This window comes from Oricola nitratireducens, from assembly GCF_014904745.1.
Lineage (GTDB): Bacteria > Pseudomonadota > Alphaproteobacteria > Rhizobiales > Rhizobiaceae > Oricola > Oricola nitratireducens.
Genome location: NZ_JACZCS010000037.1, coordinates 59,971 through 81,000, shown reverse-complemented (window position 1 = coordinate 81,000; position 21,030 = coordinate 59,971). Strand labels below are relative to the sequence as shown.

The 21,030-nt window shown below is 59.7% G+C and carries 19 protein-coding genes and 1 tRNA gene; 9 read left to right on the top strand and 11 right to left on the bottom strand.

Annotation, left to right across the window (positions count from 1 at the left end):
* The 3 genes from IG169_RS23900 to IG169_RS17820 all read left to right on the top strand — a co-directional run.
* A partial coding sequence (locus IG169_RS23900) for a hypothetical protein (RefSeq protein WP_210326093.1) occupies positions 1 to 204 on the top strand: 204 nt, incomplete at its 5' end.
* A complete protein-coding gene (locus IG169_RS17825) occupies positions 186 to 443 on the top strand; it encodes a hypothetical protein (protein WP_193177589.1) in 258 nt (85 codons plus the stop codon). The genes IG169_RS23900 and IG169_RS17825, both read left to right, overlap by 19 nt.
* Positions 444 to 595: 152 nt before the next feature.
* Entirely contained in the window at positions 596 to 2,356 is a 1,761-nt protein-coding gene (locus tag IG169_RS17820) for a hypothetical protein (RefSeq protein ID WP_193177588.1), read from the top strand.
* 42 nt (positions 2,357 to 2,398) lie between these two features.
* Here IG169_RS17820 and IG169_RS17815 read toward each other — a convergent pair whose 3' ends face one another.
* The gene (locus IG169_RS17815) at positions 2,399 to 3,181 is read right to left on the bottom strand and encodes a CPBP family glutamic-type intramembrane protease (protein WP_193177587.1); all 783 of its coding nucleotides are present in this window, start codon (positions 3,179 to 3,181) and stop codon (positions 2,399 to 2,401) included.
* A 66-nt stretch (positions 3,182 to 3,247) separates the two neighbouring features.
* Positions 3,248 to 3,835 (bottom strand): NADPH-dependent FMN reductase, encoded by a 588-nt coding sequence (locus tag IG169_RS17810; RefSeq protein WP_193177586.1) that lies wholly within the window; start codon positions 3,833 to 3,835, stop codon positions 3,248 to 3,250.
* Between the two features lie 255 nt (positions 3,836 to 4,090).
* Between IG169_RS17810 and IG169_RS17805 the strand changes: the two genes are divergently transcribed.
* A complete protein-coding gene (locus tag IG169_RS17805; RefSeq protein ID WP_193177585.1) occupies positions 4,091 to 4,468 on the top strand; it encodes a winged helix-turn-helix transcriptional regulator in 378 nt (125 codons plus the stop codon).
* Complete coding sequence (locus IG169_RS17800) at positions 4,465 to 5,043, top strand: YdeI/OmpD-associated family protein (RefSeq protein ID WP_343225671.1); 579 nt, start codon at positions 4,465 to 4,467, stop codon at positions 5,041 to 5,043. Before IG169_RS17805 ends, IG169_RS17800 begins: the two co-directional genes overlap by 4 nt.
* A gap of 6 nt (positions 5,044 to 5,049) precedes the next feature.
* Here IG169_RS17800 and ade read toward each other — a convergent pair whose 3' ends face one another.
* The 5 genes from ade to IG169_RS17775 form a co-directional block, all read right to left on the bottom strand.
* Positions 5,050 to 6,864, bottom strand: coding sequence for an adenine deaminase (gene ade, locus IG169_RS17795; protein ID WP_193177583.1), 1,815 nt, complete (start codon positions 6,862 to 6,864; stop codon positions 5,050 to 5,052).
* A 76-nt stretch (positions 6,865 to 6,940) separates the two neighbouring features.
* On the bottom strand, positions 6,941 to 7,795 hold the full coding sequence (locus IG169_RS17790; protein ID WP_193177582.1) for a glycosyltransferase family 25 protein: 855 nt from the start codon (positions 7,793 to 7,795) through the stop codon (positions 6,941 to 6,943).
* A 28-nt stretch (positions 7,796 to 7,823) separates the two neighbouring features.
* Entirely contained in the window at positions 7,824 to 8,753 is a 930-nt protein-coding gene (locus IG169_RS17785; RefSeq protein WP_193177581.1) for an alpha-1,2-fucosyltransferase, read from the bottom strand.
* A 30-nt stretch (positions 8,754 to 8,783) separates the two neighbouring features.
* Positions 8,784 to 9,629, bottom strand: a complete 846-nt coding sequence (locus IG169_RS17780; protein WP_193177580.1) for a glycosyltransferase — start codon at positions 9,627 to 9,629, stop codon at positions 8,784 to 8,786.
* A gap of 364 nt (positions 9,630 to 9,993) precedes the next feature.
* The gene (locus tag IG169_RS17775; RefSeq protein ID WP_193177579.1) at positions 9,994 to 10,884 is read right to left on the bottom strand and encodes a glycosyltransferase family 2 protein; all 891 of its coding nucleotides are present in this window, start codon (positions 10,882 to 10,884) and stop codon (positions 9,994 to 9,996) included.
* Between the two features lie 503 nt (positions 10,885 to 11,387).
* On the opposite strand from IG169_RS17775, the gene IG169_RS17770 reads away from it, so the two are divergent.
* The gene (locus tag IG169_RS17770) at positions 11,388 to 12,191 is read left to right on the top strand and encodes an FkbM family methyltransferase (RefSeq protein WP_193177578.1); all 804 of its coding nucleotides are present in this window, start codon (positions 11,388 to 11,390) and stop codon (positions 12,189 to 12,191) included.
* 435 nt (positions 12,192 to 12,626) lie between these two features.
* On the top strand, positions 12,627 to 13,427 hold the full coding sequence (locus IG169_RS17765) for an FkbM family methyltransferase (protein ID WP_193177577.1): 801 nt from the start codon (positions 12,627 to 12,629) through the stop codon (positions 13,425 to 13,427).
* A 115-nt stretch (positions 13,428 to 13,542) separates the two neighbouring features.
* Here the strand turns inward: IG169_RS17765 and IG169_RS17760 are convergent, their stop codons facing one another.
* Positions 13,543 to 15,321, bottom strand: coding sequence for a methyl-accepting chemotaxis protein (locus tag IG169_RS17760; protein ID WP_193177576.1), 1,779 nt, complete (start codon positions 15,319 to 15,321; stop codon positions 13,543 to 13,545).
* Between the two features lie 476 nt (positions 15,322 to 15,797).
* Positions 15,798 to 15,883: transfer RNA gene (locus IG169_RS17755), tRNA-Leu, on the bottom strand.
* Between the two features lie 126 nt (positions 15,884 to 16,009).
* Here IG169_RS17755 and IG169_RS17750 point away from each other — a divergent pair.
* Together IG169_RS17750 and gpt are read left to right on the top strand one after the other, a co-directional pair.
* A complete protein-coding gene (locus IG169_RS17750; protein ID WP_193177575.1) occupies positions 16,010 to 16,771 on the top strand; it encodes a competence/damage-inducible protein A in 762 nt (253 codons plus the stop codon).
* A gap of 114 nt (positions 16,772 to 16,885) precedes the next feature.
* Complete coding sequence (gpt, locus tag IG169_RS17745) at positions 16,886 to 17,383, top strand: xanthine phosphoribosyltransferase (protein WP_193177574.1); 498 nt, start codon at positions 16,886 to 16,888, stop codon at positions 17,381 to 17,383.
* 81 nt (positions 17,384 to 17,464) lie between these two features.
* On the opposite strand, the gene IG169_RS17740 is transcribed toward gpt, so the two are convergent.
* Both IG169_RS17740 and IG169_RS17735 read right to left on the bottom strand, forming a co-directional pair.
* Positions 17,465 to 18,049 carry a hypothetical protein gene (locus IG169_RS17740; protein ID WP_193177573.1) on the bottom strand — a complete coding sequence of 195 codons (585 nt, stop codon included), beginning with the start codon at positions 18,047 to 18,049 and terminating at the stop codon, positions 17,465 to 17,467.
* Between the two features lie 45 nt (positions 18,050 to 18,094).
* On the bottom strand, positions 18,095 to 19,966 hold the full coding sequence (locus IG169_RS17735; protein ID WP_193177572.1) for a methyl-accepting chemotaxis protein: 1,872 nt from the start codon (positions 19,964 to 19,966) through the stop codon (positions 18,095 to 18,097).
* Between the last annotated feature and the right edge of the window lie 1,064 nt (positions 19,967 to 21,030).

The following is a 21,030-nucleotide window of genomic DNA, read 5'->3' as shown; positions in this document are numbered from 1 at the left end:
GGGGCCAAGCCCGAGGATGACGGCATGGGACGGCTCGGGCACAATCTCGATATTCCGCGCGACGACCACGATCAGGTGCCGGAGAAAAAGGTGGGCAAGTTTTCGCGTTTTCGCGCAACCGGACAAAGATTTTACCACCCGGGGTCGATTGACGTTGTTCCCTGTTTGTTCGATAGCATCGACGCATGGCAGGACCCATCATAACGCTTCGCCAAGCCGCCCGTCACGGAATGCTCCTCGCCGTCAGCTGCACGGCCTGCGGCCATGTCGCCCGCTTCATGGCAAGCGACGTCGCGCAATTCGTCAATCCGACGCGGGAGATAGAGTTGCTGCCGTTCCGTTGCGGCGAGTGCGGCGGCAAGGAGTGCAAAGTCATGGCCAGCGAATACGACCGCGACCGAAGGCCGGACATCATCGTGTGGCGACCGATGCGATTGCGGTAGGCTTTGAGGAGACGCTCAGTGCCATGCGTCTCCGAAGTCCAATCGACACGTGATCAAATCCCGGTGAGAAGATTGGAGTTAGGGACACGGTGGATAAACCCGGACGAAAAAGATAAGTTGAGTATCCTCTGATCCCATCTGTTATTGGTCTTATGGCAATTTATGCCTGCGCTCGTTGGGTTGTTGAAGACGAAAAAGGGCAGAGTTTGGCAAACAGGATTTCCTTCAGCGCATCCGGTGAGTTCCAAGAATGGGCCGCCAGTAAGAAAAGATGCGTGCCGCACCTGACGACACGGCTATTACTGAGAACCATCCCTCACATCGGAAGGATGCTAGAGGAATCTCAAGTAGATCCGCCTATAAAAGAGTCTTTCTGTCTAGGGATTTTTCGCGCAACATTTTGCTCTTGGACTCTGTCAAATCGCATTGGCGATTTTGAAGATCAAGTTTTAGATATTGACATTAGATCAATACGGGAATCCATTTTAAATAGTAAACATTTTAGCCTAGACGACATCCTAAGCATTAAAAGAGAAAGCGAGTTATCGCGCCTTGCAATTCAGTCTATTTCTTCATATTTACTTCCAAGCAATCCTGTAGACATAAATTTTTCTGTTGGCGCAACTGCCAGTATTAGTCAAAATTCATTTAATAGCAAAGATTCCATTTGGGGTATGATTGCATTGGATGCATCATTAATAGACGCAGGCATGTCTACTCAGGAGTTATCGATTGCCCCGCTTTGGCCAGATGAGAATCCCTATTGGTTCGATTCGGCTCTTCGAATGCTATCTAAAGAAATGCTAGAGCTCAGCGAAAATTGGAGCTTCTGGCTAGACTGGTATAATGTACGTGTAAATGGAGGTTATTCAAAGCATATTGGAGAGGATGGAGAAAAGTATTTAACATCGAGGATGATCACTGAAGGAAATGATTGGTGGGATCAAAGTCCGAATATCGTCAACAAAGATATAATTGGCTGGGCTGCGGCTGAACACGTAAAACATATCGGGCAATCCTCTATTGGAAACACATGGAAAGAAAGTGAGCATAATCTTTTTCTCTCGCAGCACGGCGACAAGAGCGATGACGAAATCGCAGAAAACAAGATCACTGTTCAACTACACGACGGAATCAAGCGCCGCATCGGCGAATTTGCGCTAATCGCGCAAGAAATCGAAGAAATCTACGGATGGGACCGATTCGCGGATAAGTTTCGACGCTTTGCGAACTCTCTAAACTGCACCACCGCGTTTGTTCCTGAAAACATTGGACATATATACGACTGCTCACTCGAGATTGCTTCGTATCTAGATTTTGACGATGATCTGCGGCGAGAGCCATGGGGTAACGCATCAGCGCTTGATGCGAGTCGGCGGCGCGAACTTGAAAACCTAATTGTCGCCACCGGCCCTTGGCTGCGTCGTTTTCCAACGGCACGGGGAATTGACGACGATGCGGGATCATATTTTGAAAATCTCCCTGACAGGCTTTTAGCCACTCAACTGGTCGCGGAAGCCGGAAAACAGCAGCTAATATCGGACGAGGATCGCCAGCTACTAAAGGACTTACTCTCCATTTTGGAGACGCGCGGCCACCTCTCGGACAAGTCAGTCAAGCGCGGGATATTTACAGTTAAAAACTTGATAGTGGCCGCTGCTTCGATTGCCACATTCTATAGCGGCTCCATCGCTTCCGATTTTACAGAGAAATCAGTCGTCGTACAAAAAGCAGGAGACTTTCTGGCAAAAAACGAAGCCGCGGTGTTGGAATATCTAAAAGGCAATCAGCCGGACATTCGCCACTCAGTAGAAGTGGTTATCGAACGCGCAAAGCAACAACGTGATAGAGAACCGGCTTCCCCGATTGAGCCAGTAAAAGGCACAGGATACGAAAACCGGCGAAAAGAATGACGATGGTTGTGAACAATACCAACCCACCCTGAATACCGCCCCCTACCCGCCGCCAATCCCCCCACCAGCCGCCGCCCCGCTCAGCACCATCGTCGCGCCGAACAGGAACCAGTCGCTGAGGATATGCGCGCCGGTGCACACCAGGATGTTCTTGGTCATGATATAGGGCAGCGTCAGCACCAGCCGGGCGACGCCGACGCCGCCGATCACCTGGATCACGTTCCAGCCATAGGTCGGCAGATGCACGGCGGCGAAGAGGACGGCGACCGCGAGCCATGCGATCACGATCGCCCGTTTGCGCCCCACCCCGCGCTTGCCGGTCAGCCAGGTAAGCAGCGCCAGGAACGGCAGGATCGTCAGCACCTCTTCCCCGAACAGCTGCGGCACGGATTTCGCGAAGAACAGGATGCGCGCCGGCGTGTCCTGCGCGGCGAGGCCGGCAATCGCCGGATTGGCCGTGGTGTCGATGACGCTGATCAGGATCGCGCCGGCAATGCCGGTGACGAAGATGTTGAGAAGCGCGAAGCCGGTCATCACGAAGACGTCGCGCAAGCGCAGGCGACGGAAGATCGCCGTCCAGCCGCGCGGCGCGACATATTTCAGCGCCGCCAGCGGCAGCGCGAAAAACGCCACGATGGGAACGAAGCCCAGGAAAGCCCCCGTCAGCAGCGGGTTCGACAGGGTCAGGACGAGAAATCCGGCGAGAATCGCGGCCATCACCAGCCACCACTGGCCGCCCGAAATCGTTACCGGTTCGCCGTTGTAGAAGGGAAAGTCGTCGCCGGGCCGCTCCAGCCAGCCGAACCGTTCCGCCCTGTCCGTCATGTGCCTGTCCTGTCTCGATTGCCCCGAAGCGGCGAATAGCATCGCCGCTTCGGGATGAGAACAGGGTCAGGCGGCTTTCTTCACCTGTTCCTTGCGGGCCGGCGCCAGCGTCTCGGCCCAGCTGTGGAGTTCGGCGAGCATCGCCTTGGCGCCCTGCTCCACTTCCGGCGCCGGGTTGAACGTGCCGTCCTCGCCGAAGAAGTTGAACACGAACGGGATCGGCACTTCCTGCGGCAGCGGCATCACCGAGACTGTGTTCAGCAGGATCTTTGTGCTCTGCATGGCGCGCACGCCGCCCGACACGCCGCCATAGCCGACGAGGCCGGCCGGCTTCTTGTGCCATTCCTTGTGTAGCGCCTGGATGGCGTTCACGGTCGAGGCGGCGGGGAAATAGTTGTATTCCGGCGAGACGAAGACGAAGGCGTCGGCCGAGGCCACGCTTTCGCTCCAGCGCTTCGTGTGCTCGTGCTGGTAGTCCTGCATCATCGGATGGTTCGGTTCGTCGAGCAGCGGCAGGTCGAAATCGGCGAGGTCGACGAGTTCCACCTCGAAATCCGAATTTTCCTTCGCGAAGTCGGCCATCCACTTGCCGATTTTCGGCCCGTTGCGGCCCGGCCGCGTGGAGGTGACGATGACGTTGAGCTTGAGGGTCATGATGGTTTCTCCTTGATCGAATTGGTCCGTACATGGCCGGCTTCGGGCACGAGCGATTGCGTTCCCGGAACCGCTGTTCCGGGTCAGGATTTCCTGCTTCTGTTTCGCTGTCCCCGGCGCGGGCCGGTCATGCCGGTAGAAAAAAGAAACTGCGGTATTGATTTGATACCGTCGTCGCTTTTTGATACCGGGACCCTATGTAGAGGTCATGCCGCAGCGCACAAGACGGCACTTTTTTGCAACCGGGTTACAAGAATGAAACCAAGTCACATCAATGAAATCGGCGAAGTCTGCCGCCCCGTCGGTCAGTTGCTGGCCGCAATCGGCTCGAAATGGGTGGTTTTGGTGCTGATTCGCCTGTCGGAGCGGCCGAAGCGCTTCTCCGAACTGAAACGCGAAATCGGCACGATAAGCCAGAAAGTGTTGACCAGTGTGTTGCGGGATCTTGAACGCAACGGCATCGTCGACCGCACCGTGACGCCGTCGATTCCGCCGCGCGTCGACTACCAGCTCACCGAACTCGGCGAATCGCTGCTCGAACCGATCCACGCGCTCGGCGTATGGGCGGTGGAAAACGAGAACAAGGTGGCCGAGGCGCAGGCGCGCTACGAGCAAAAGGCGGAGATGGCGTGAATGCGAAAGTCGAAATCTTCTACGCCAGGGACGGTCGGTGGCGCGATGAACTGGCCGCCCTTCGCACGATCCTGCTCGCTTGCCCGCTAACCGAGGACTTCAAGTGGCGCTCGCCGGTCTACACCGCCCATGGCGGCAACGTCGCTACCGTCTGGGGCCTGAAGGACAACGCCGCCCTCTCCTTCTTCAAGGGCGTCCTGCTGAGGGATCCTGAGGGCATCCTCCTCGCGCCGGGCGAAAACTCGCGCTCGGTGCGCATGGTCAAGTTCACCGGCCTGGCGGAAATCGCCGCGATGGAAGCCGTCCTCAAGGACTATATCCGCGAGGCAGTCGAGAACGAGAAGGCCGGGCGCAAGGTGGATTTCCCGAAGGATGATCTCGACTACCCCGAAGAACTCGTCGACAGGCTCGACGGCGACCCGGACTTCAGGACCGCCTTCGAGGCGCTGACGCCGGGCCGCCAGCGCGGCTGGGTGCTGCATTTCTCCGGCGCGAAGCAATCGGCCACGCGGGCATCGCGGATCGAAAAGGCCGCGCCGAGGATCCTCGCCGGCAGGGGAATGCATGACCGGTAAGCTGGTCTACACGAACACGTCCACCTTCTCGAAGGTCCGCACATCCACCAGGCCCACGTCGGAGATCCTGAGTTCCGGGATCACCACCAGCGCCAGCAGCGAGTGCTGCATATAGGCGTTGTTCAGCGTACAGCCCATTTCGCGCATCGCCGCGCTCAGGATTTCGGCCTTGGCGGCGACGATCTCGGCGCGCTCGTCCGACATCAGCCCGGCGATCGGCATCTCGATCAGCGCCAGTTCCTCGCCCTTGGAGATCATCACAACGCCGCCGCCGACCTCGCCAAGCCGGTTGGCGGCGATCGCCATGTCCTCGCGGTCGGTGCCGACCACGATCATGTGGTGGCTGTCATGCGCCACGGTCGAGGCCATGGCACAGTCCTGCGTGTAGCCGAAGCCGGAGACGAAGGCGTTGGCCACCGCGCCCGTGCCGCGATGCCGCTCCACCAGCGCGATCTGGCAGATGTCGTTTGGCCGGTCCATCTCGACGATGCCGCCCTCGACCGGCAGCCGCGCCTCCAGCGCCCGCGTCGGCGCCTGGTTCTCGATCACGCCGATGACGCGCACGTCGACCTCCGCCTTGCCCTTCGGCGCCGGAATGACGAAATCGTCGGGCAGCAGCTCCTTGCCGAGCCTGACCGTGTTCTTGGCTTCCACCGGATAGTCGTAGGGCGGGATCTCGACCGTCAGCTTGCCGCCCTTGGCGAGTTGCACGCCACGCCCGTAGACCTCGTCGATTTCGAGTTCGGCGAGGTTCGACACGATCAGGAAATCGGCGCGGCGGCCCGGCGTGATCGAGCCCAGCTCGCGCTCCAGCTTGAAATGCTGCGCCGTGTTGATCGTCGCCATCTGGATCGCCGTCACCGGCGCCAGGCCCTGCTGGATCGCGTGGCGCACGACCCGGTCCATGTGGCCTTCCCTGACCAGCGTGCCGGAATGGCTGTCGTCGGTGCACAGGATGAAATTGCGCGGGTCGAGCCCCTGCTCGGTCACCGCCTTGATCTGCTCGGCGACGTCGTACCAGGCCGAGCCCAGCCGCAGCATCGCCTTCATGCCCTGGCGCACCCGCGCGATCGCGTCCTCGGCGCGCGTGCCCTCGTGGTCGTCCTCCGGCCCGCCGGCGACATAGCCGTGGAAGGCGCGGCCGAGATCCGGCGAGGCATAATGCCCGCCCACCGTCTTGCCGGCTTTCACCGTGGCCGCGATCGCGCCGACCATCGTCTGGTCGTTCGCTGCCACGCCCGGAAAATTCATCACCTCGCCGAGCCCGATGATGTTCGGCCATGCCATCGCTTCGCCGATCTCCTGCGGTCCGAGCGACGCGCCGGCATGTTCCAGCCCCGGCGCCGACGGCACGCAGGACGGCATCTGCACGAAGACGTTGGTCGGCATCGCCTCCGCCTCGTCATGCATCATGCGCACGCCGGGAAGCCCCAGCACATTGGCGATCTCGTGCGGATCGATGAACATCGAGGTGGTGCCGTGCGGGATCACCGCACGGCAGAATTCGGTGACCGTGACCATGCCGCTTTCGACATGCATATGCGCGTCGCACAGGCCGGGCACGAGATAGCGCCCGCGCGCATCGACCACCTTGGTGCCGTCGCCGATGCAATGCGAGGCGTCCGATCCGCAATAGGCGAAGCGCCCGCCGATGATCGCCAGATCGGTGGCCGCGATCACCTCGCCGGAATGGACGTTGACCCACTTGCCGTTGCGCACGACGAGGTCGGCTGCCTTGCGTCCCATCGCGACATTGACGAGGTCGCGGGCGCATTCCGTCCAGGGCTTCGGCGGGGAAAAGGATCGTGGGTTTTGCGGCATGTCGGTCTCCGGATGTTGCACCGACCATGCCCGCGAACGCCGCCGATTTCCAGTGCGCAATTGCGGCGATTCCGCGTCAGCCGCCGGGCTGATGTCCGGTCGTTTGGCGTTCGTCCGGGGTGAAGTCGACAATCCCGACGAACCCGCCTCGCGTGACAAGCGTCTTGTCCGCGAAAAGCCTCTGCGAGAGTTTCCGGCCCGAACGGCGAAGCTCCTTGCGAAGACGGTACCAGAGCGGCCCGCGATTTGTCCTGCGATTGAGACGGCGGTCGCTCGACCGCTCGCTGCCGACGATCGCCGGGTCCGCCAGATCGAGGCGATCGCGCTCCTCTGCGGTCAGGAACATCGCCTGCGCCGCGACCGCTGGAACCGCCTGCAATATCCGGAAGCCGGGCCTCGGCCGGAACACGAAATCATCCGTGTGGTCGCAGAACGGATCGGACCATGCCAGCAATTTACGCGCGCCGGCCTGCGTCAGCACATAGGCCGCCGCGCTGGCCGCGCCGGAGAGAAGCGGGCGCCAGGCCACTCCGTCCGCCTCCGCCGTCACCGGCCCCAGCCGCAATTGGCGGCGCGCCGTGTCCAGCTTCGCCACATCGAACGCGGCCGTTCCCTGATCCAGCCAGTCGATCGCCGCCTTGAGCCCCTCGCCCGCAACGATATCATCCTCGAAGATCGCCGCTGCGGCGAGGTCGCGCTCCACCATCAACTGCCAGACACGCCGGTGGCTTTCGAAGCACGCGACCAGGCTGTCCGTCAGTTCCCAGCGGTCGCCGCTATGCGGCCGGTAATGCGTATCGTTGGCCGCGCCCGGCATGGCCGCGTCGACGGCGGCGAACCGCTCCGCCTCGAGTCCTGCGGCACGCAGCCCTTCCTGCATGAACCGCCAGCGCGCGGGCACGCGGTCGAGATTGATGACAAGGCACTTCATCGGCGGCCGGGCCCTTTGCTTGCGCGGGTCACTTGGGCATAAGTCCGAAAAGGCGTTTCAGCCGGGTCTTGAGTTTGGCGTTGCGCCGTGGATGCATGAAGGCGGCGCCGTGGTCCTCGGCCATGGCGTTTCGTAGCAAGGGCTCGGCATCCCACGGATCGAACGCGATGAGCTTTCTTTGCGCCAGATCGGGCCGCATGAAGACATCCGCCTTCTCGTTCAGCATGGCCGCCGCGAAGGAAAAGCTCGAATTGGAAATGGCGAGCGCGTCGCATTGCGTCATGAAATGGAAATCGGGGAAATACGGCGCCCGTGGCAGGTCGGCGCCGAGATCCGCCGCGGTGACCACGCGATGTTTGCCGAACGCGCTGCGCACCGCCTCCGGCGCGTCGCTCGCCAGATACACGCTGACCGGCCGGCCGCCACCGAACTCGTCCAGCCAGTCGAGATACCATTCCACGGGCGCGATGAAATACGGGCCGTAGCCGTAATCGCCGCGCCGGATATGGACGCCGGCGACCGGTCCCTCGAGCGCGTCGAAGGCATTCTGCGCTTCCGAGAGCTGGCGCCGGACCTCCTCCGACGGCGCGAACAGGGAACGGATGAACGGCTTGTGCGGTTCGTAGTAACGCGTGCGGTACTGGAAGAAGCCGTTGAAGTCGGCGAAGGAAAAATCCTCCGTCGCGTTCGCGATGTGGCAATCCTCGAGCGTCAGGCCGGTCTGCCTGACTTCCATGAAGGCGGACGGGTCGGCGAGCAGCGGATCGTCGACGCCGAACAGGTAGCGCCCGATCCAGTCCGGCGTCTCCACCGCAAGGCCCCGGTCCTTCGCGTAGCAGCGCAGAAACATGTACTGAAAGACATGATTGCCGAACCGCCCGCGCGTGCCGAGATTCGAGACGGTGACCTTGCCGCTTTCCCCGTTCTGCATCGTTTTCCGCTGTTTAGCCGGTTCCATGTCCCGTTCCGCCACGCCTGCGCAGGTCCTCTACACCACAACCATTCGCCGGAGGCTCCTGCCAAGTTCATGCGCAACCGCACTTCGAACGATCGCGTTATCGCCGGACGCACGCCAGATCGCCCACAGCAGCCGGAACGGAAAACATCTGCGGCGCTGCGCGCGTTCCCAGTCCACATCGAAACCGGACGTGAACCGACCATAGTTTTTTGCCCACACGTCCATGATTTCCCGGCGCCGCGCTTCATAATCCTCGGAGACGCCGCCGGTCCGAAACACCGCAATGTCCTTGTCTATCTGCATGACATCCGGATACCGGAACAACAGACGCCAGAAGAAATCATAGTCTCCCAGGATGGGAAACGACTCGTCGAAGCCCGAGAGCGAGAAGAATACGTCCCGCCTGACCGCCATCGCCTGCGTGGAGAAGGGCATCTGCCGCAAAAATATATTTGTGCCCGGGGGGCATGACCGCTGGAAAACGCCGGCTTCATCCAGCCGTTGGATCGAGCCGAAGACCAGGGACGGCCTTTCCTTTTCGACCGCGCGGGTCAGCGTTTCGATTATGCGACTGTCGATCAGGTAGTCATCGGAATTGATGAACATCAGATAGTCGCCGGTCGAAGCCTCCGCTCCGTTGTTTTTCCCGCCATAGAGATTTCGGTCTTTTTTGGAGACAAAGATCGATCGCGATTTTTCGGCGAGCACGTGTTCTACGAATTCGACCGTGCCGTCATTCGACACCCCGTCAGCAACAACATGCTCGACCGCTGGCCAACTCTGCGCCGCAACAGAGTTTACGGTCTGGCGGAATGTGTCTTCACGGCCAGAGCGAATGAGGTTGAAAACGGGAGTAATAATGGAAAAGCTGACCATATGGACACCGATCGATGAAACCGGGCGGTCACGAGATGCGGTCCGGCAGCCCCCCTTTAGCCGTACTACCGCGATCGCTCAACCGCGGTGCGTCAGTCGTTGCACCAATCCCGCATTCCAAATTAACAAGTCCCACACCGGCTTCATCCAACAAACCGCGGATTTGAACAGGAAACCCATCCCCATACCTACTACAATAGACAATACATAGGGCCGTCGAAACTGACTCCGAGAAAGAGATGAGGTCTCTAAAGTGTTTTAGGAGCGGTTATCATAGGAGGTTTCGCCAAGGGCGTCTTTCGAATGTATTTCATTCTCCCATTGCCTGCAGAGACGAGAATGAAAAAAGCCTTCTTCGATGAACTCACGGGAGCCATCGATAAGTTTCGATTTCCCACTGAGGCGGTAAACTTCTTGGATCCCTGTTCACGATCCTGTTCCCGCGATAACCGATTGCTTTCGCGACTCCTTCACCAACCTTCGAATACTTCTTCAGCCGCATCCCACCCAAAACGGATCGAATACGATAGGGCGACCAACCGAGGTCTCTTCGCAATTGGTCGAGAGCGGCCTTCCCCTCCTTTAAATATTGGTTCATTGCCTCGCTTCGTTGCCCGCTTACAAATCGGAAACCGGCAAGCGGATACCCGCACCCATAGAGGTCGGCATGCTTGTACATTTCGCACCACAGCGCAAAATCACCGGCCAAACCGTGAGTTGGAAACTTCGCCCCAATCTTCCGCCAAAGCGACGATTTGAAAAAAGTCGATTCATACTGGATCCAGTGGCCGCAACTGCGCGTTCCCGGGAGGAAAAAGCCGTCCAAAAACGCCTCGCGCGAGAAACCCGGTAACGCGCCGATTCCCGAAAGTCGGCCGGACGCGTCCCAACGGCCGGGTCTCAAAGTTGACAGCCAGTCCACTCCATCGAATTTGCTAAAAATTTCGGCCGCGACGAAAAGACTGCCAGGGAGCATTATATCGTCTGCATTTATACTATATAATATCTTACCACTCCCTAAGGAGTAGCCTTTTTCTATCGCATGATACTGGCCTTCATCAGGTTCACTTACCCAATGCGCCAAATGTTTTTCATACTTTTGAATTATTCTAAAGCTGTCGTCGCCACCACCATCAATTATTATATATTCGAGATTTGGATAACCCTGATAGACAACGGATTTAATTGTTTCCTCTATGGTTTTTTTACTATTATACGAGGGTGTCACTACAGTTATTTTTGGATATACGCTCAATATGGATCCTCGCGCCTTTCCAAAGCCACCCAAGGCCAAAGATAAATTGTAATATCCGCATTTGTGCGGAGCTTGTTAAGACAGGCCCAAATGGCTTGCGCTGAAACGGATTCAACCCAAATTTGCCGCCGAAATTTATGAGTGACCCATTGTTTTTGAACTTGCAAGCGGGAATAACGGGGGCAAGCGCTCCACAAATAGAAACGCGCCATCGAAACAACATACTCGGAATTACTCTGCGACAGGTTCGCGATGGTCGATCCCCCGGGGAGCGTCACCTCGTTCGGCGGAAGCGAAATTGTGGACGGATGCAATACCGCCAAAATTTTTAACACGGGGCTACAAATGGCTGTTTCCGTGACCGTTATGCGAGGCTATTCGTCACGACATCACGCATCTGCGAACGGAGAGATTATCATCGAACTTTCGTCATTGCCGAACTCGGTCGGAAAAGGTAGACCTCCGGAGCCCCGGTTTGAGAAGCCGGCCTGACGGAATTTTACATGTTCGAAAAACAAATAAGATCGCTGAAACGGCGCTACTATTTTATACAGCCGAAAAGGCGGGTACGTCGAAACGGCATTATGTATGACATCAATTGCCGCGAGCTAATAGACTACAGTATTTTTCTGGGAAGTTGGGAGGCCGAGACCTCTGATTTCATTGAAAAATATGTAAAGGACAGTTTCGTAACCCTCGAGATAGGCGCGAATGTCGGGGCCCATACGCTGCTGATTGCGAAAAACTCCGGCCCGACCGGAATTGTCCACGCAGTCGAACCTACGAAATATGCCAGGAATAAATTACTCAGAAATATGGATTTGAATCCGGATGTCGCGGGGCGGGTTCGAGTTCATGATCTGCTGATCAGCGACGTCATAGAAGAAAATACTCGACGCGAAATCCGCTCCTCTTGGCCGACAAGATCCTACATGGCCTCGCAACCATTGGAAACTGTCCCCTCGCTGGTGACCACAATCGACCGCTTGGTCGAGGAGGTTGAGCTCGACCGGCTTGACCTTATCAAAATCGATATTGATGGCTATGATTTTCGTGCCTTGCGTGGTGCGATCGATACCATCGGCAGATTCAGGCCTCTGATCTACGTCGAGTTGTGTGAATGGGCCCAACAGGAAAACGGCTTCAGCGTCACAGACATCATCTCGTTTCTCGCCTCGCATGGGTATAATGGCTATTATGCGAGCGACATGCAGCCGCTGACAACTTCCAACGTTTTCGAGTTGATTGGCGACAAGGACAGCATCAACGGGGTTTTCTTCCCGGTCGAGGCGAAACAGCCCGCCTGATCCAACATCCAGCTTATGACCGCCCAAGCGAACAGCGCCCGTGCGCGCCGTTCGACGGCGCAGTAGATTCGTGGGCCAGGCCGGCCGGATCAGATCGGCGACGATATCTTCTTTGCCGCATGGGTCGTATGCTGCGTCAGTCCACGCCAGTCTCGCGCATCGACTGCAATGGTCTTGCAGTCATCACCCGCCCATGCCGCTTTAATACTGGAATCTAGCACGGAAGACCGGTTTGGAGGGCGATCTCGTCGGGTCATGCCTATGATGTCGCCGATCCCTGGCCGTGTGGCGGTTCATCGGCAGTAGGACGTTGTCGAGCAGTTTTCAAAGGGGTAGAGGTCAACAGTCGAGCTTGCGTCTGTGACCTTGCCGTTTCCCGTCACTCTATCGTTTCAGGCCCCGGATGAATCAGGAAAATACCCACGGACACGCCGCATGTTTGAAAAACAGCTGAGATCTCTCAAGAGGCGCTATCATTTGCTCCGGCCGCTAAAGCACGCTCGCCGTGACGGCATTGAATATCAACTCGATTGCCGGCAGCTCATTGATTACAATATCTATCTCGGCTTCTGGGAGAAGGATACGCACGACTTTATCGAGAACTATATCGGGGATGGCTTTGTAACCGTCGAGGTCGGAGCGAATATCGGCGCCCATACCTTGTTGATCGCAAAGAAATCCGGCAACCAAGGATTGGTTCACGCTATCGAGCCGACTGAATTCGCCCGATCAAAACTGTTGAAAAACGCAAGCCTGAATCCGGACTTGGAAAAACGCGTAAAGGTGCACAATTTTCTGATCAGCGATTCCATCGAGGAAAATCCGCGGCGCGACATCCGCTCGTCATGGCCGGCGAAGGCCAGCATGGCCTGGCAACCCGAAGAGCACGTATCGTCGCCCGTATCGACGATCGACCGACTGCTCGACGACTGGGGCCTGACTCGCCTCGACCTGTTGAAGATCGATATCGACGGATACGACTACCGCGCATTGCTCGGCGCAAGGGGCGCGATCGAAAAATTCCGGCCGCTGATTTACGTGGAGTTGTCCGAGAATGCTCAACAGGTAAATGGTTACAGCATCACAGATATCGTCGACCTCCTGACGTCGAAAGGATATCGCGGCTACGATGCGAATGAGATGTACGAGCTGTCGAGCGAGAATGTGCTGGCGAGACTAGGTCACAAAGACAGCATCAACGGCGTGTTTTTTCCGGAGGAAAAAGCCAGGCAGTAGTCTCCTGCCAATCGCCGCCGGTTCCGTGAAAAGTTCCGGAAGCCCCCACCGGTATCCAAAAAAACGGCGCCGCGATGGGCGCCGTTTCGGATTGGAGCTCTACCGGCCGATCCGATCAGAATTCCTCCCAATCGTCGGCCTTCAGCGCGGCATTGCCGCTGACCGGGAAGGATCGCGCCGGCTTGGCGAAGGATTTCGCCGCCGCGCGCGGTTCCGCCGCTTGGGCGGCCGGAGCGTGCGTCGCCGCCGAGCCGAGCTTGAACTGCCGCAGCAGGTCGTTGAGCGATCCGGCCTCGTTGGCGAGGCTGTGGCTGGCCGCCGTCGATTCCTCGACCATGGCCGCGTTCTGCTGCGTACCCTTGTCGACCTCGCCGATCGCCTGGTTGATTTCCTGCAGGGTGGTCGACTGCTCCTTCACCGCTTCCACGATGGCCGTGACATTGGTGTTGACCTCCTGAACCTCGGCGACGATCGTCTCCAGCGCGGTGCCGGTTTCGCTGACCAGTTCCGAGCCGGCCTTGACCTGCTGCGCCGAGGTATCGATCAACGACTTGATCTCTTTCGCCGCATTGGCCGAGCGCTGCGCCAGTTCGCGCACTTCCTGGGCGACGACCGCGAAGCCCTTGCCGGCGTCGCCCGCCCGCGCCGCCTCGACGCCGGCGTTGAGCGCCAGCAGGTTGGTCTGGAAGGCGATCTCGTCGATAATGCCGATGATGTTGCCGATCTCGCGCGACGACGCCTCGATCTGTTCCATCGCGGCGACCGCCTGCTTGACCACCTCGCCCGACCGTTCGGCCGAAGTCTTGGTGCGCAGGACGAGCGAGCCCGCCTCGTCGGCGCGCGACGCCGATTCCTTGACCGAGGCCGTCACTTCCTCGACGGCCGCCGCGGTCTCCTCGACGGAAGCCGCCTGCTGCTCGGTGCGCCGCGACAGGTCGTCGGCCGCCGAGCGTATTTCGTCGGATGCGCTGCGGATCGCGCCGGCATTGTCGCCGACGCGCTGCATCGCTTCCTGCAGCTTGCCGATCGAATTGTTGAAGTCGAGCCGCAACTGGTCGAGCGACGGAATGAATGGTCGCTCGATACGCTGTTCCAGGTCGCCGTCTGCCAGCTTCTGCAGCCCGCCGCCGATCTCGTTGACGGCGCGCACGCGCTCGGTGATGTCGGTCGCGAACTTGACCACCTTCATCGGCCGGCCGTTCATGTCGAAGATCGGGTTGTAGGACGCCTGGATCCAGATTTCCCTACCGCCCTTGCCGATCCGCTTGAACTCCTCGGCGACGAATTCGCCGCCGCGCAGCTTCTCCCAGAACGCCTTGTAGTCGCCGCTCTGCGCATAGGCCGTATCGACGAACAGCGAATGATGCTTGCCCTTGATCTCGGACAGGTCGTAGCCGAGCGCGGTGCAGAAATTTTCGTTGGCGGTCAGGATATTGCCTTGCAGGTCGAATTCGATGACCGCCTGGGCGCGCGAGATCGCCTCGATCTTGCCCTCGTCGTCGGCGGCTTTCAGCTTCGCCTCGGTGATGTCGGTCGCGAACTTGACCACCTTGTACGGCTTGCCGTTGCGGCCGAGGATCGGGTTGTAGGACGCCTGGATCCAGATTTCCTTGCCGCCCTTGCCGATGCGCATATATTCGCGCGCATCGAACTCGCCGCGGTTGAGCTTGGCCCAGAATTCCTTGTAATCGTTGCTGCGCGCATAGGCCGGATCGACGAACATCGAATGATGCTTGCCGATGATCTCGGAGCGCTCATATCCCAGCGCCGCGCAGAAATTCTCGTTCGCGGTCAGTATCTTGCCGGTCAGATCGAATTCGATGATGGCCAGCGACTTGTCCATCGCGGCGAGTACCGTCTTGGCGTCGTCGCCCTTGCCGAGGCTGTTAAACATGAAGATTTCTCCCGAAGCGTCCTGAAAAATAATCGACCTCGATCGCCCGTTAGGGGATCCCTCGATCGTCACATGAAATGCGGAAAGGTCGCATGTTGGCGTACCAACGGCCCGGTCGCGGCGTCATGCGGGCATCGCTTGGTAAGCGATAGCCGACCGGTATGCCAACTTCTTGCAGTCACCGATTAACAAAGCATAAAGAGCGTTTTTGCAGACGAAACCTCGCCGGGCATGCGCTGCGACGGTTGGAAGTGCGGACACGGCAAATGCATCGCACATAAAAAATCGCGCACAAGACTATGGTTTGTTTGATTATTTCTCTTTGGAATTCGCGCAGGAGCGGTTTGATAGATGGCTGCGCACCCCGCCCGACAGCCATTTCGCCGCCGCGATGCATACAATTTTCGCGGTAATATGCTTTGATTTTATTCAATTATGACATGCAAATTCCCAAGCCCGCATTTCGTTCGGCAGCTTGGTGCCCCCTGCCGGACTCGAACCGGCACGGCCAAAGGCCGAGGGATTTTAAGTCCCTTGCGTCTACCAGTTCCGCCAAGGGGGCCCGCGGCCATCGCTATCCGACGCGGCTTGCCCGATCAAGCGCAAACGCCCCGCCCGAGCGCCGAAGCGCGCTTCACAACCAATGCGAACATGCATAAGAATGACGCAAGCTATGGAGCGCCCGCGCATGCCTTCGAAAACGGCCGGAAACGAAGACAGTTCGATCGTCACCGCCGCCGCCGTCGTCATCGGCGACGAGATCCTGTCCGGCCGGATTCGCGAGAAGAATGCCGGCCATCTCGCCGCCGTCCTGACCGCGATCGGCATCGACCTGAGGGAAGTGCGCATCGTCGGCGACGACGAGGCGGCGATCATCGAGGCGGTCAACGCGCTGCGCGCGCGCAACAACTACGTCTTCACCTCCGGCGGCATCGGCCCGACCCATGACGACATCACCGCGGACGCCATCGCCAAGGCCTTCGGCCTGCCCTGCGATCACGACCCTCAGGCGATGAAACTGCTCGGCGACCACTACGCCCAGCGCGGTATTGAATTCACCGAGGCGCGCAAGCGGATGGCCCGCATGCCCGAGGGCGCGGTGCATATCGACAACCCGATCTCGAAGGCGCCCGGCTTCGTTGTCGGCAATGTCCATGTCATGGCCGGCGTTCCGGCGGTCTTCCAGGCGATGCTCGACAATGTCGTGCCGACCTTGCGCACCGGCCGGGTCCTGCTGTCGCGCTCGGTGCACTGTCCCTTCGGCGAAGGCATGATCGGCGAGACGCTTGGAAAGATCCAGGACGATTATCCCGACATCGCCATTGGTTCCTATCCGAAATACGATAGCGGCAAGTTCTGGACGGATATCGTTCTGCGCGGCGCCGACGAGGCGCGTCTCGACGCCGCCGCCGCCGCTGTCGGCGCGATGATCGCCGCGCTGCAGGCCTGATCCGGCCGCATGCTCCACAGCTTCCGGACGCGGCCCGGCCCCCGCGCCTTGCCGGACACCGCCAATCCGGCTATGTGCGTGTCCACTTTTCATACGGAAGATCGGAAATCCCGCATGGCCCTGCCCGAAAAAGCCTTTCCCGTTTCCTGGGACCAGTTTCACCGCGATGCGCGCGCCCTGGCGTGGCGGATTTCAGGCGCCGGCGACAGCTGGAAGGCGATCGTCTGCATCACCCGCGGCGGTCTCGTGCCCGCCGCCATCATCGCCCGCGAACTCGGCATCCGCATCGTCGAGACGGTCTGCGTGGCGAGCTATCACGACTACACGACGCAGGGCGACATCCAGGTGCTCAAGGAGGTCCACGCCGATCTTCTCGCCAATGACGGCGAAGGCATCCTGATCGTCGACGACCTGACCGACACCGGCAAGACCGCCGGCCTGGTGCGCGCCATGCTGCCGAAGGCCCATTTCGCGACCGTCTACGCCAAGCCGAAGGGCCGGCCGCTGGTCGATACCTTCGTCACCGAGGTCAGCCAGGACACCTGGATCTACTTTCCCTGGGATCTCGGCTTCACCTACCAGGAACCGATCGCCGAAGGCCACAAGGGCTGATCCGGCGCGTAATCGGCTCGCTGTTCAAAACAAAAGGGCTCCCTTGCGGGAGCCCTTCATGTCTCGGGGATGCGGAACGGCTTACAGCGCGTTCAGGTTGATCCCGACCGTGATCGCGCCGATCGGCGCGCCGGACTCGTCGTCGAGCGTCATCGAAACCTGGCTCTGCAGCATCTGCGTCGACTCGTCCTTCTCGGCCTCGTCGACGAAGATCGCATCGGCGGCGCCGGTGCCGTAGGTCTTCTGCCACTTGGCTTCGTCGCCCTGCCAGTAGTCCGACGTCACGTCGCTCTGGCCGACATTGAGGCCCTTGGCATCGGTGACGAAGATCTCGGTGATGACGCCGTTCGATCCCATCTGCTTGTCGCGCAGAAACTCGGACAGCGAATTGGAAAGCACCTTGTCGATCAGCGCATGGTCGCCGCCGTCGACGCCGGCGCGCCAGCTCTTGTCGAGCGCGTCGATATCGTCCTGGCTCAGCCCGGCATTGGCCTCGTTCTGCGCCTTGACCGCGCTGATGACGGAGGCGTCGGAAAGCCACGGCTTGATGTTGGCGTTGGCATAATCGGTCACCGCCGGGATATGTTCACCGTCGGCAAGCGACGGAGTGGCGACAAAGGCGAATGCGGAGGCCGCAAGCGCAAGTCCAAGCATTGTTGATTTCATTGTTTTCTCCTCGGTTTATTATTGTTGTGTCCGACCCGGAGTGGATCAGAACTCCTCCCAGTCGCTCGGATCCACGGCGAGCGCCGTGTTGCCGGAAACGGCCGGAATCTTTGCCCTTGCAGGCCGCGGCGGGGCAGCCGGAGTTTCCTCCGGCACTTCCCGCGCCGGTTGCGCTCCCGCGATACGGAACCGTGCGACGATCTTGTTCAGCTTGCCGCCCTGGGCACGCAGTTCCTGGCAGGCCGCGTTGGTCTCCTCGACCATTGCCGCGTTCTGCTGCGTCGTCTGGTCCATGCTGACGACCGCGGTGTTGATCTCGTCGAGGCCGGTCGACTGCTCGCGATAACCGCTGATGATCGTCTCGATGCGGTCGGTGATGTCGTTCACCTGCGTCTCGATGGACAGAAGCGACTCGCCCGTCTGGTTGACCAGCTGGACGCCCGACTCCACCTCGCGGCCGGATTCGCCGATCAGCTGCGAGATCTCCTTGGCGGCGGCGGCCGACCGCTGGGCCAGTTCGCGCACTTCCTGGGCGACGACGGCAAAGCCGGCGCCCGCCTCGCCGGCGCGCGCTGCCTCGACACCGGCGTTGAGCGCCAGGAGGTTCGTCTGGAACGCGATCTCGTCGATGACCGTGATAATCTGGCCGATCTTTCCGGCCGACTGCTGGATCCGGTCCATGGCTCCGATCGCGTCGCGCACGACGGCGGCCGAAGATGAGGCATCCTGCTTCGCCTTCATGACCATCGTGCCGGCTTCCTCCGCACGCTCGGAAGACTGCTTGACGGTCGACGTCATCTCGTGGAGAGCCGCCGCGGTTTCTTCCAGCGACGCGGCCGTCTGCTCGGTGCGCGTGGCCAGTGTGTCGGCGGAGTTCGCCAGTTCGACCGAGCCGGTATCCACGGCTTCGGACGCCGCGCGGACATCGGCCAGCGTTGCCGAAACGGCTTCCACCATCCGGTTGAAGTCGGTGGCGAGTTTCTCGAACTCGGGACCGAGATCGTCGAGGTGGCAGGTGAAATCGCCGTCGGCGAGCTGTTCGAGCGCTTCGGCGACGCGGCTCACCGCGCTTGCCTGCGCTTCGGCGGCGGCAACCGTGCGTTCCGCGTTCTGCGACCTTTCGGCCTCGAAGCTCTGGCGCTGTTCCTCGGCAAGGCGGCCCTCTTCCTGCTTGGCGATGAACTCGCCACGGAAGGTTTCCAGCGCGCGGGCCACGAAGCCGATCTCGTCGCCCTTCGTCTGGAACGGTACCTCCGACTGGAAATCACCCTCCTGCATGCGGCCGATGCTCGCGGAAATCGTGTTGAGCGGCGTTCCGATCAGGCGGCGCATCACCACCAGCAGCAGGCCGAAACCGACGGCCACGATCACGCTCTGGATCGCGAACAACATGACGGCGTTCCACTCCGCCGCCGTGTAGATCGGCGCGGTGGTCCAGACGGTCAGCACAAGGCCGGTGTTTTCGCCGGCGGCATTCTTCGGCAGCGGCACGACAACGGATGCGACACCGTCGCCAAGTTCGGTAGCCGTTTTCGGATCCGCCATGGTCTGTTTCGAGAGTTCGGCGATCTGGCTGTCGCTCAGCACGGCATCCGCGCCGTCGCGGGTCCAGCTGTCGACCATCTTGCCGTCACGGTTGAACGCGGCGAACTGCACCATGTTCAGGGATGCGTCGTCGCGGAACAGGGCATAGGCGTCCTGAATGACCTCGGCCTTGCCCCACTTGATGCCGCCGGCAGCCAGCGTTGCGAATTGTTCGGTGTCACGCGACCATTTGTCGACCGCATTGGCAATCGACGAGCGCGTCTCGGTGGTCCACGTATATCCTGCCAGAACGGCGATACCGCAAAGGTTCACCGCGATCATGAAAGCTGCAATCTTGGCGGTGAGCGACAGCTTGTTGAGTTTCTCGAACATTAACCGGATTGCCCCCTCGCAATCGGTCGGGCAGCCATGAACAGGCGCGGACCGATCCCAGTTTTCTGAAAAACATGCACGCTGAAGTGGAAGGGCCTGTCATGGGCCGGTCGGCGAGGTGCCGATGCGCGTTGGTTCAGCAGACCGTCCGACCCGTTAAAAACCGGTGAAGGGATAATTTTTATAATGAAATCAGACAATTACCCCGGCCCATACAAGCGACGCAACGGAAGAAATCAGTTTTTGGCGCCTGGAAAAAGCAGGAGAGGCCGGGCCACCGGCACGCACCGAAGGTTGTATTTTCCGGTCGGCAACGGCGGGTCGCGCCCGGCTGAAAATCCTGACAACGTCACGGCGATCGCCGACGAGCGCATATATGAGCCATCTCGGGACCGGCGCGTGCTCGCTGACCGCGACGATATCCACAGCCGGGGCCCCATCGCCAGGACCGCCCGCAGATCACGGCGAAAGTTGCGTCGGGCAATTTCGCGTCATCGGCGGGCGGCGCCGATCATGCCGTCTCCGGTCCGCCGTACCGCCTCGCCAATCCCGAAAATCGTCCGCCAGCAGAGATTTTTCGCCGCAAGCGCGGCGTCGCGCGGCAATACCGTCAGGCCACCGCGCCACGGAAAACCGCCTGTTTTGCGGGCAAACCCCGCCGAGCAGGTTATCCCCAGCTTCCACACACTCACCCACAACATATTGCGTTAACGCTTTTGAGGAAACCTAGCCCTTGACCGGCTGGCCCGAGTCGCCTTTTATGACCTGAGCGTGACACGAGTCACCGTGCCGGAATGTTTCTTTTCTGCCGGCGCTTTTCAATTTCATCTGTGTTTTCGGCCCGGCGGCCGGGGTTTCGTACTCTCCGCGGGACAGGGAAGCTGCGTGCGCGTGAGGGGGTTTGGCCGGTCGGTCGATAAGGTGTGAAAAGAGGCTGTTAATACTATATTTAGTGTTTGCGTCCAATTTTGACACAACATAAGGTGACCGCTCCAAACGGAATCGGTTCGCCGAAAAAACCGGGCGGCTTTCAATTTAAGTATGTGTTGCGCGTAAGAATTCGT

What these genes read in the sequence shown, in the direction of transcription:
- IG169_RS17825 (WP_193177589.1), top strand. Translation starts at nt 186, where the DNA reads ATGGCAGGACCCATCATAACGCTTCGCCAAGCCGCCCGTCACGGAATG.
- IG169_RS17820 (WP_193177588.1), top strand. Translation starts at nt 596, where the DNA reads ATGGCAATTTATGCCTGCGCTCGTTGGGTTGTTGAAGACGAAAAAGGG.
- IG169_RS17815 (WP_193177587.1), bottom strand. Translation starts at nt 3,181, where the DNA reads ATGACGGACAGGGCGGAACGGTTCGGCTGGCTGGAGCGGCCCGGCGAC.
- IG169_RS17810 (WP_193177586.1), bottom strand. Translation starts at nt 3,835, where the DNA reads ATGACCCTCAAGCTCAACGTCATCGTCACCTCCACGCGGCCGGGCCGC.
- IG169_RS17805 (WP_193177585.1), top strand. Translation starts at nt 4,091, where the DNA reads ATGAAACCAAGTCACATCAATGAAATCGGCGAAGTCTGCCGCCCCGTC.
- ade (WP_193177583.1), bottom strand. Translation starts at nt 6,864, where the DNA reads ATGCCGCAAAACCCACGATCCTTTTCCCCGCCGAAGCCCTGGACGGAA.
- IG169_RS17790 (WP_193177582.1), bottom strand. Translation starts at nt 7,795, where the DNA reads ATGAAGTGCCTTGTCATCAATCTCGACCGCGTGCCCGCGCGCTGGCGG.
- IG169_RS17785 (WP_193177581.1), bottom strand. Translation starts at nt 8,753, where the DNA reads ATGGAACCGGCTAAACAGCGGAAAACGATGCAGAACGGGGAAAGCGGC.
- IG169_RS17780 (WP_193177580.1), bottom strand. Translation starts at nt 9,629, where the DNA reads ATGGTCAGCTTTTCCATTATTACTCCCGTTTTCAACCTCATTCGCTCT.
- IG169_RS17770 (WP_193177578.1), top strand. Translation starts at nt 11,388, where the DNA reads ATGTTCGAAAAACAAATAAGATCGCTGAAACGGCGCTACTATTTTATA.
- IG169_RS17765 (WP_193177577.1), top strand. Translation starts at nt 12,627, where the DNA reads ATGTTTGAAAAACAGCTGAGATCTCTCAAGAGGCGCTATCATTTGCTC.
- IG169_RS17760 (WP_193177576.1), bottom strand. Translation starts at nt 15,321, where the DNA reads ATGTTTAACAGCCTCGGCAAGGGCGACGACGCCAAGACGGTACTCGCC.
- IG169_RS17750 (WP_193177575.1), top strand. Translation starts at nt 16,010, where the DNA reads ATGCCTTCGAAAACGGCCGGAAACGAAGACAGTTCGATCGTCACCGCC.
- gpt (WP_193177574.1), top strand. Translation starts at nt 16,886, where the DNA reads ATGGCCCTGCCCGAAAAAGCCTTTCCCGTTTCCTGGGACCAGTTTCAC.
- IG169_RS17740 (WP_193177573.1), bottom strand. Translation starts at nt 18,049, where the DNA reads ATGAAATCAACAATGCTTGGACTTGCGCTTGCGGCCTCCGCATTCGCC.
- IG169_RS17735 (WP_193177572.1), bottom strand. Translation starts at nt 19,966, where the DNA reads ATGTTCGAGAAACTCAACAAGCTGTCGCTCACCGCCAAGATTGCAGCT.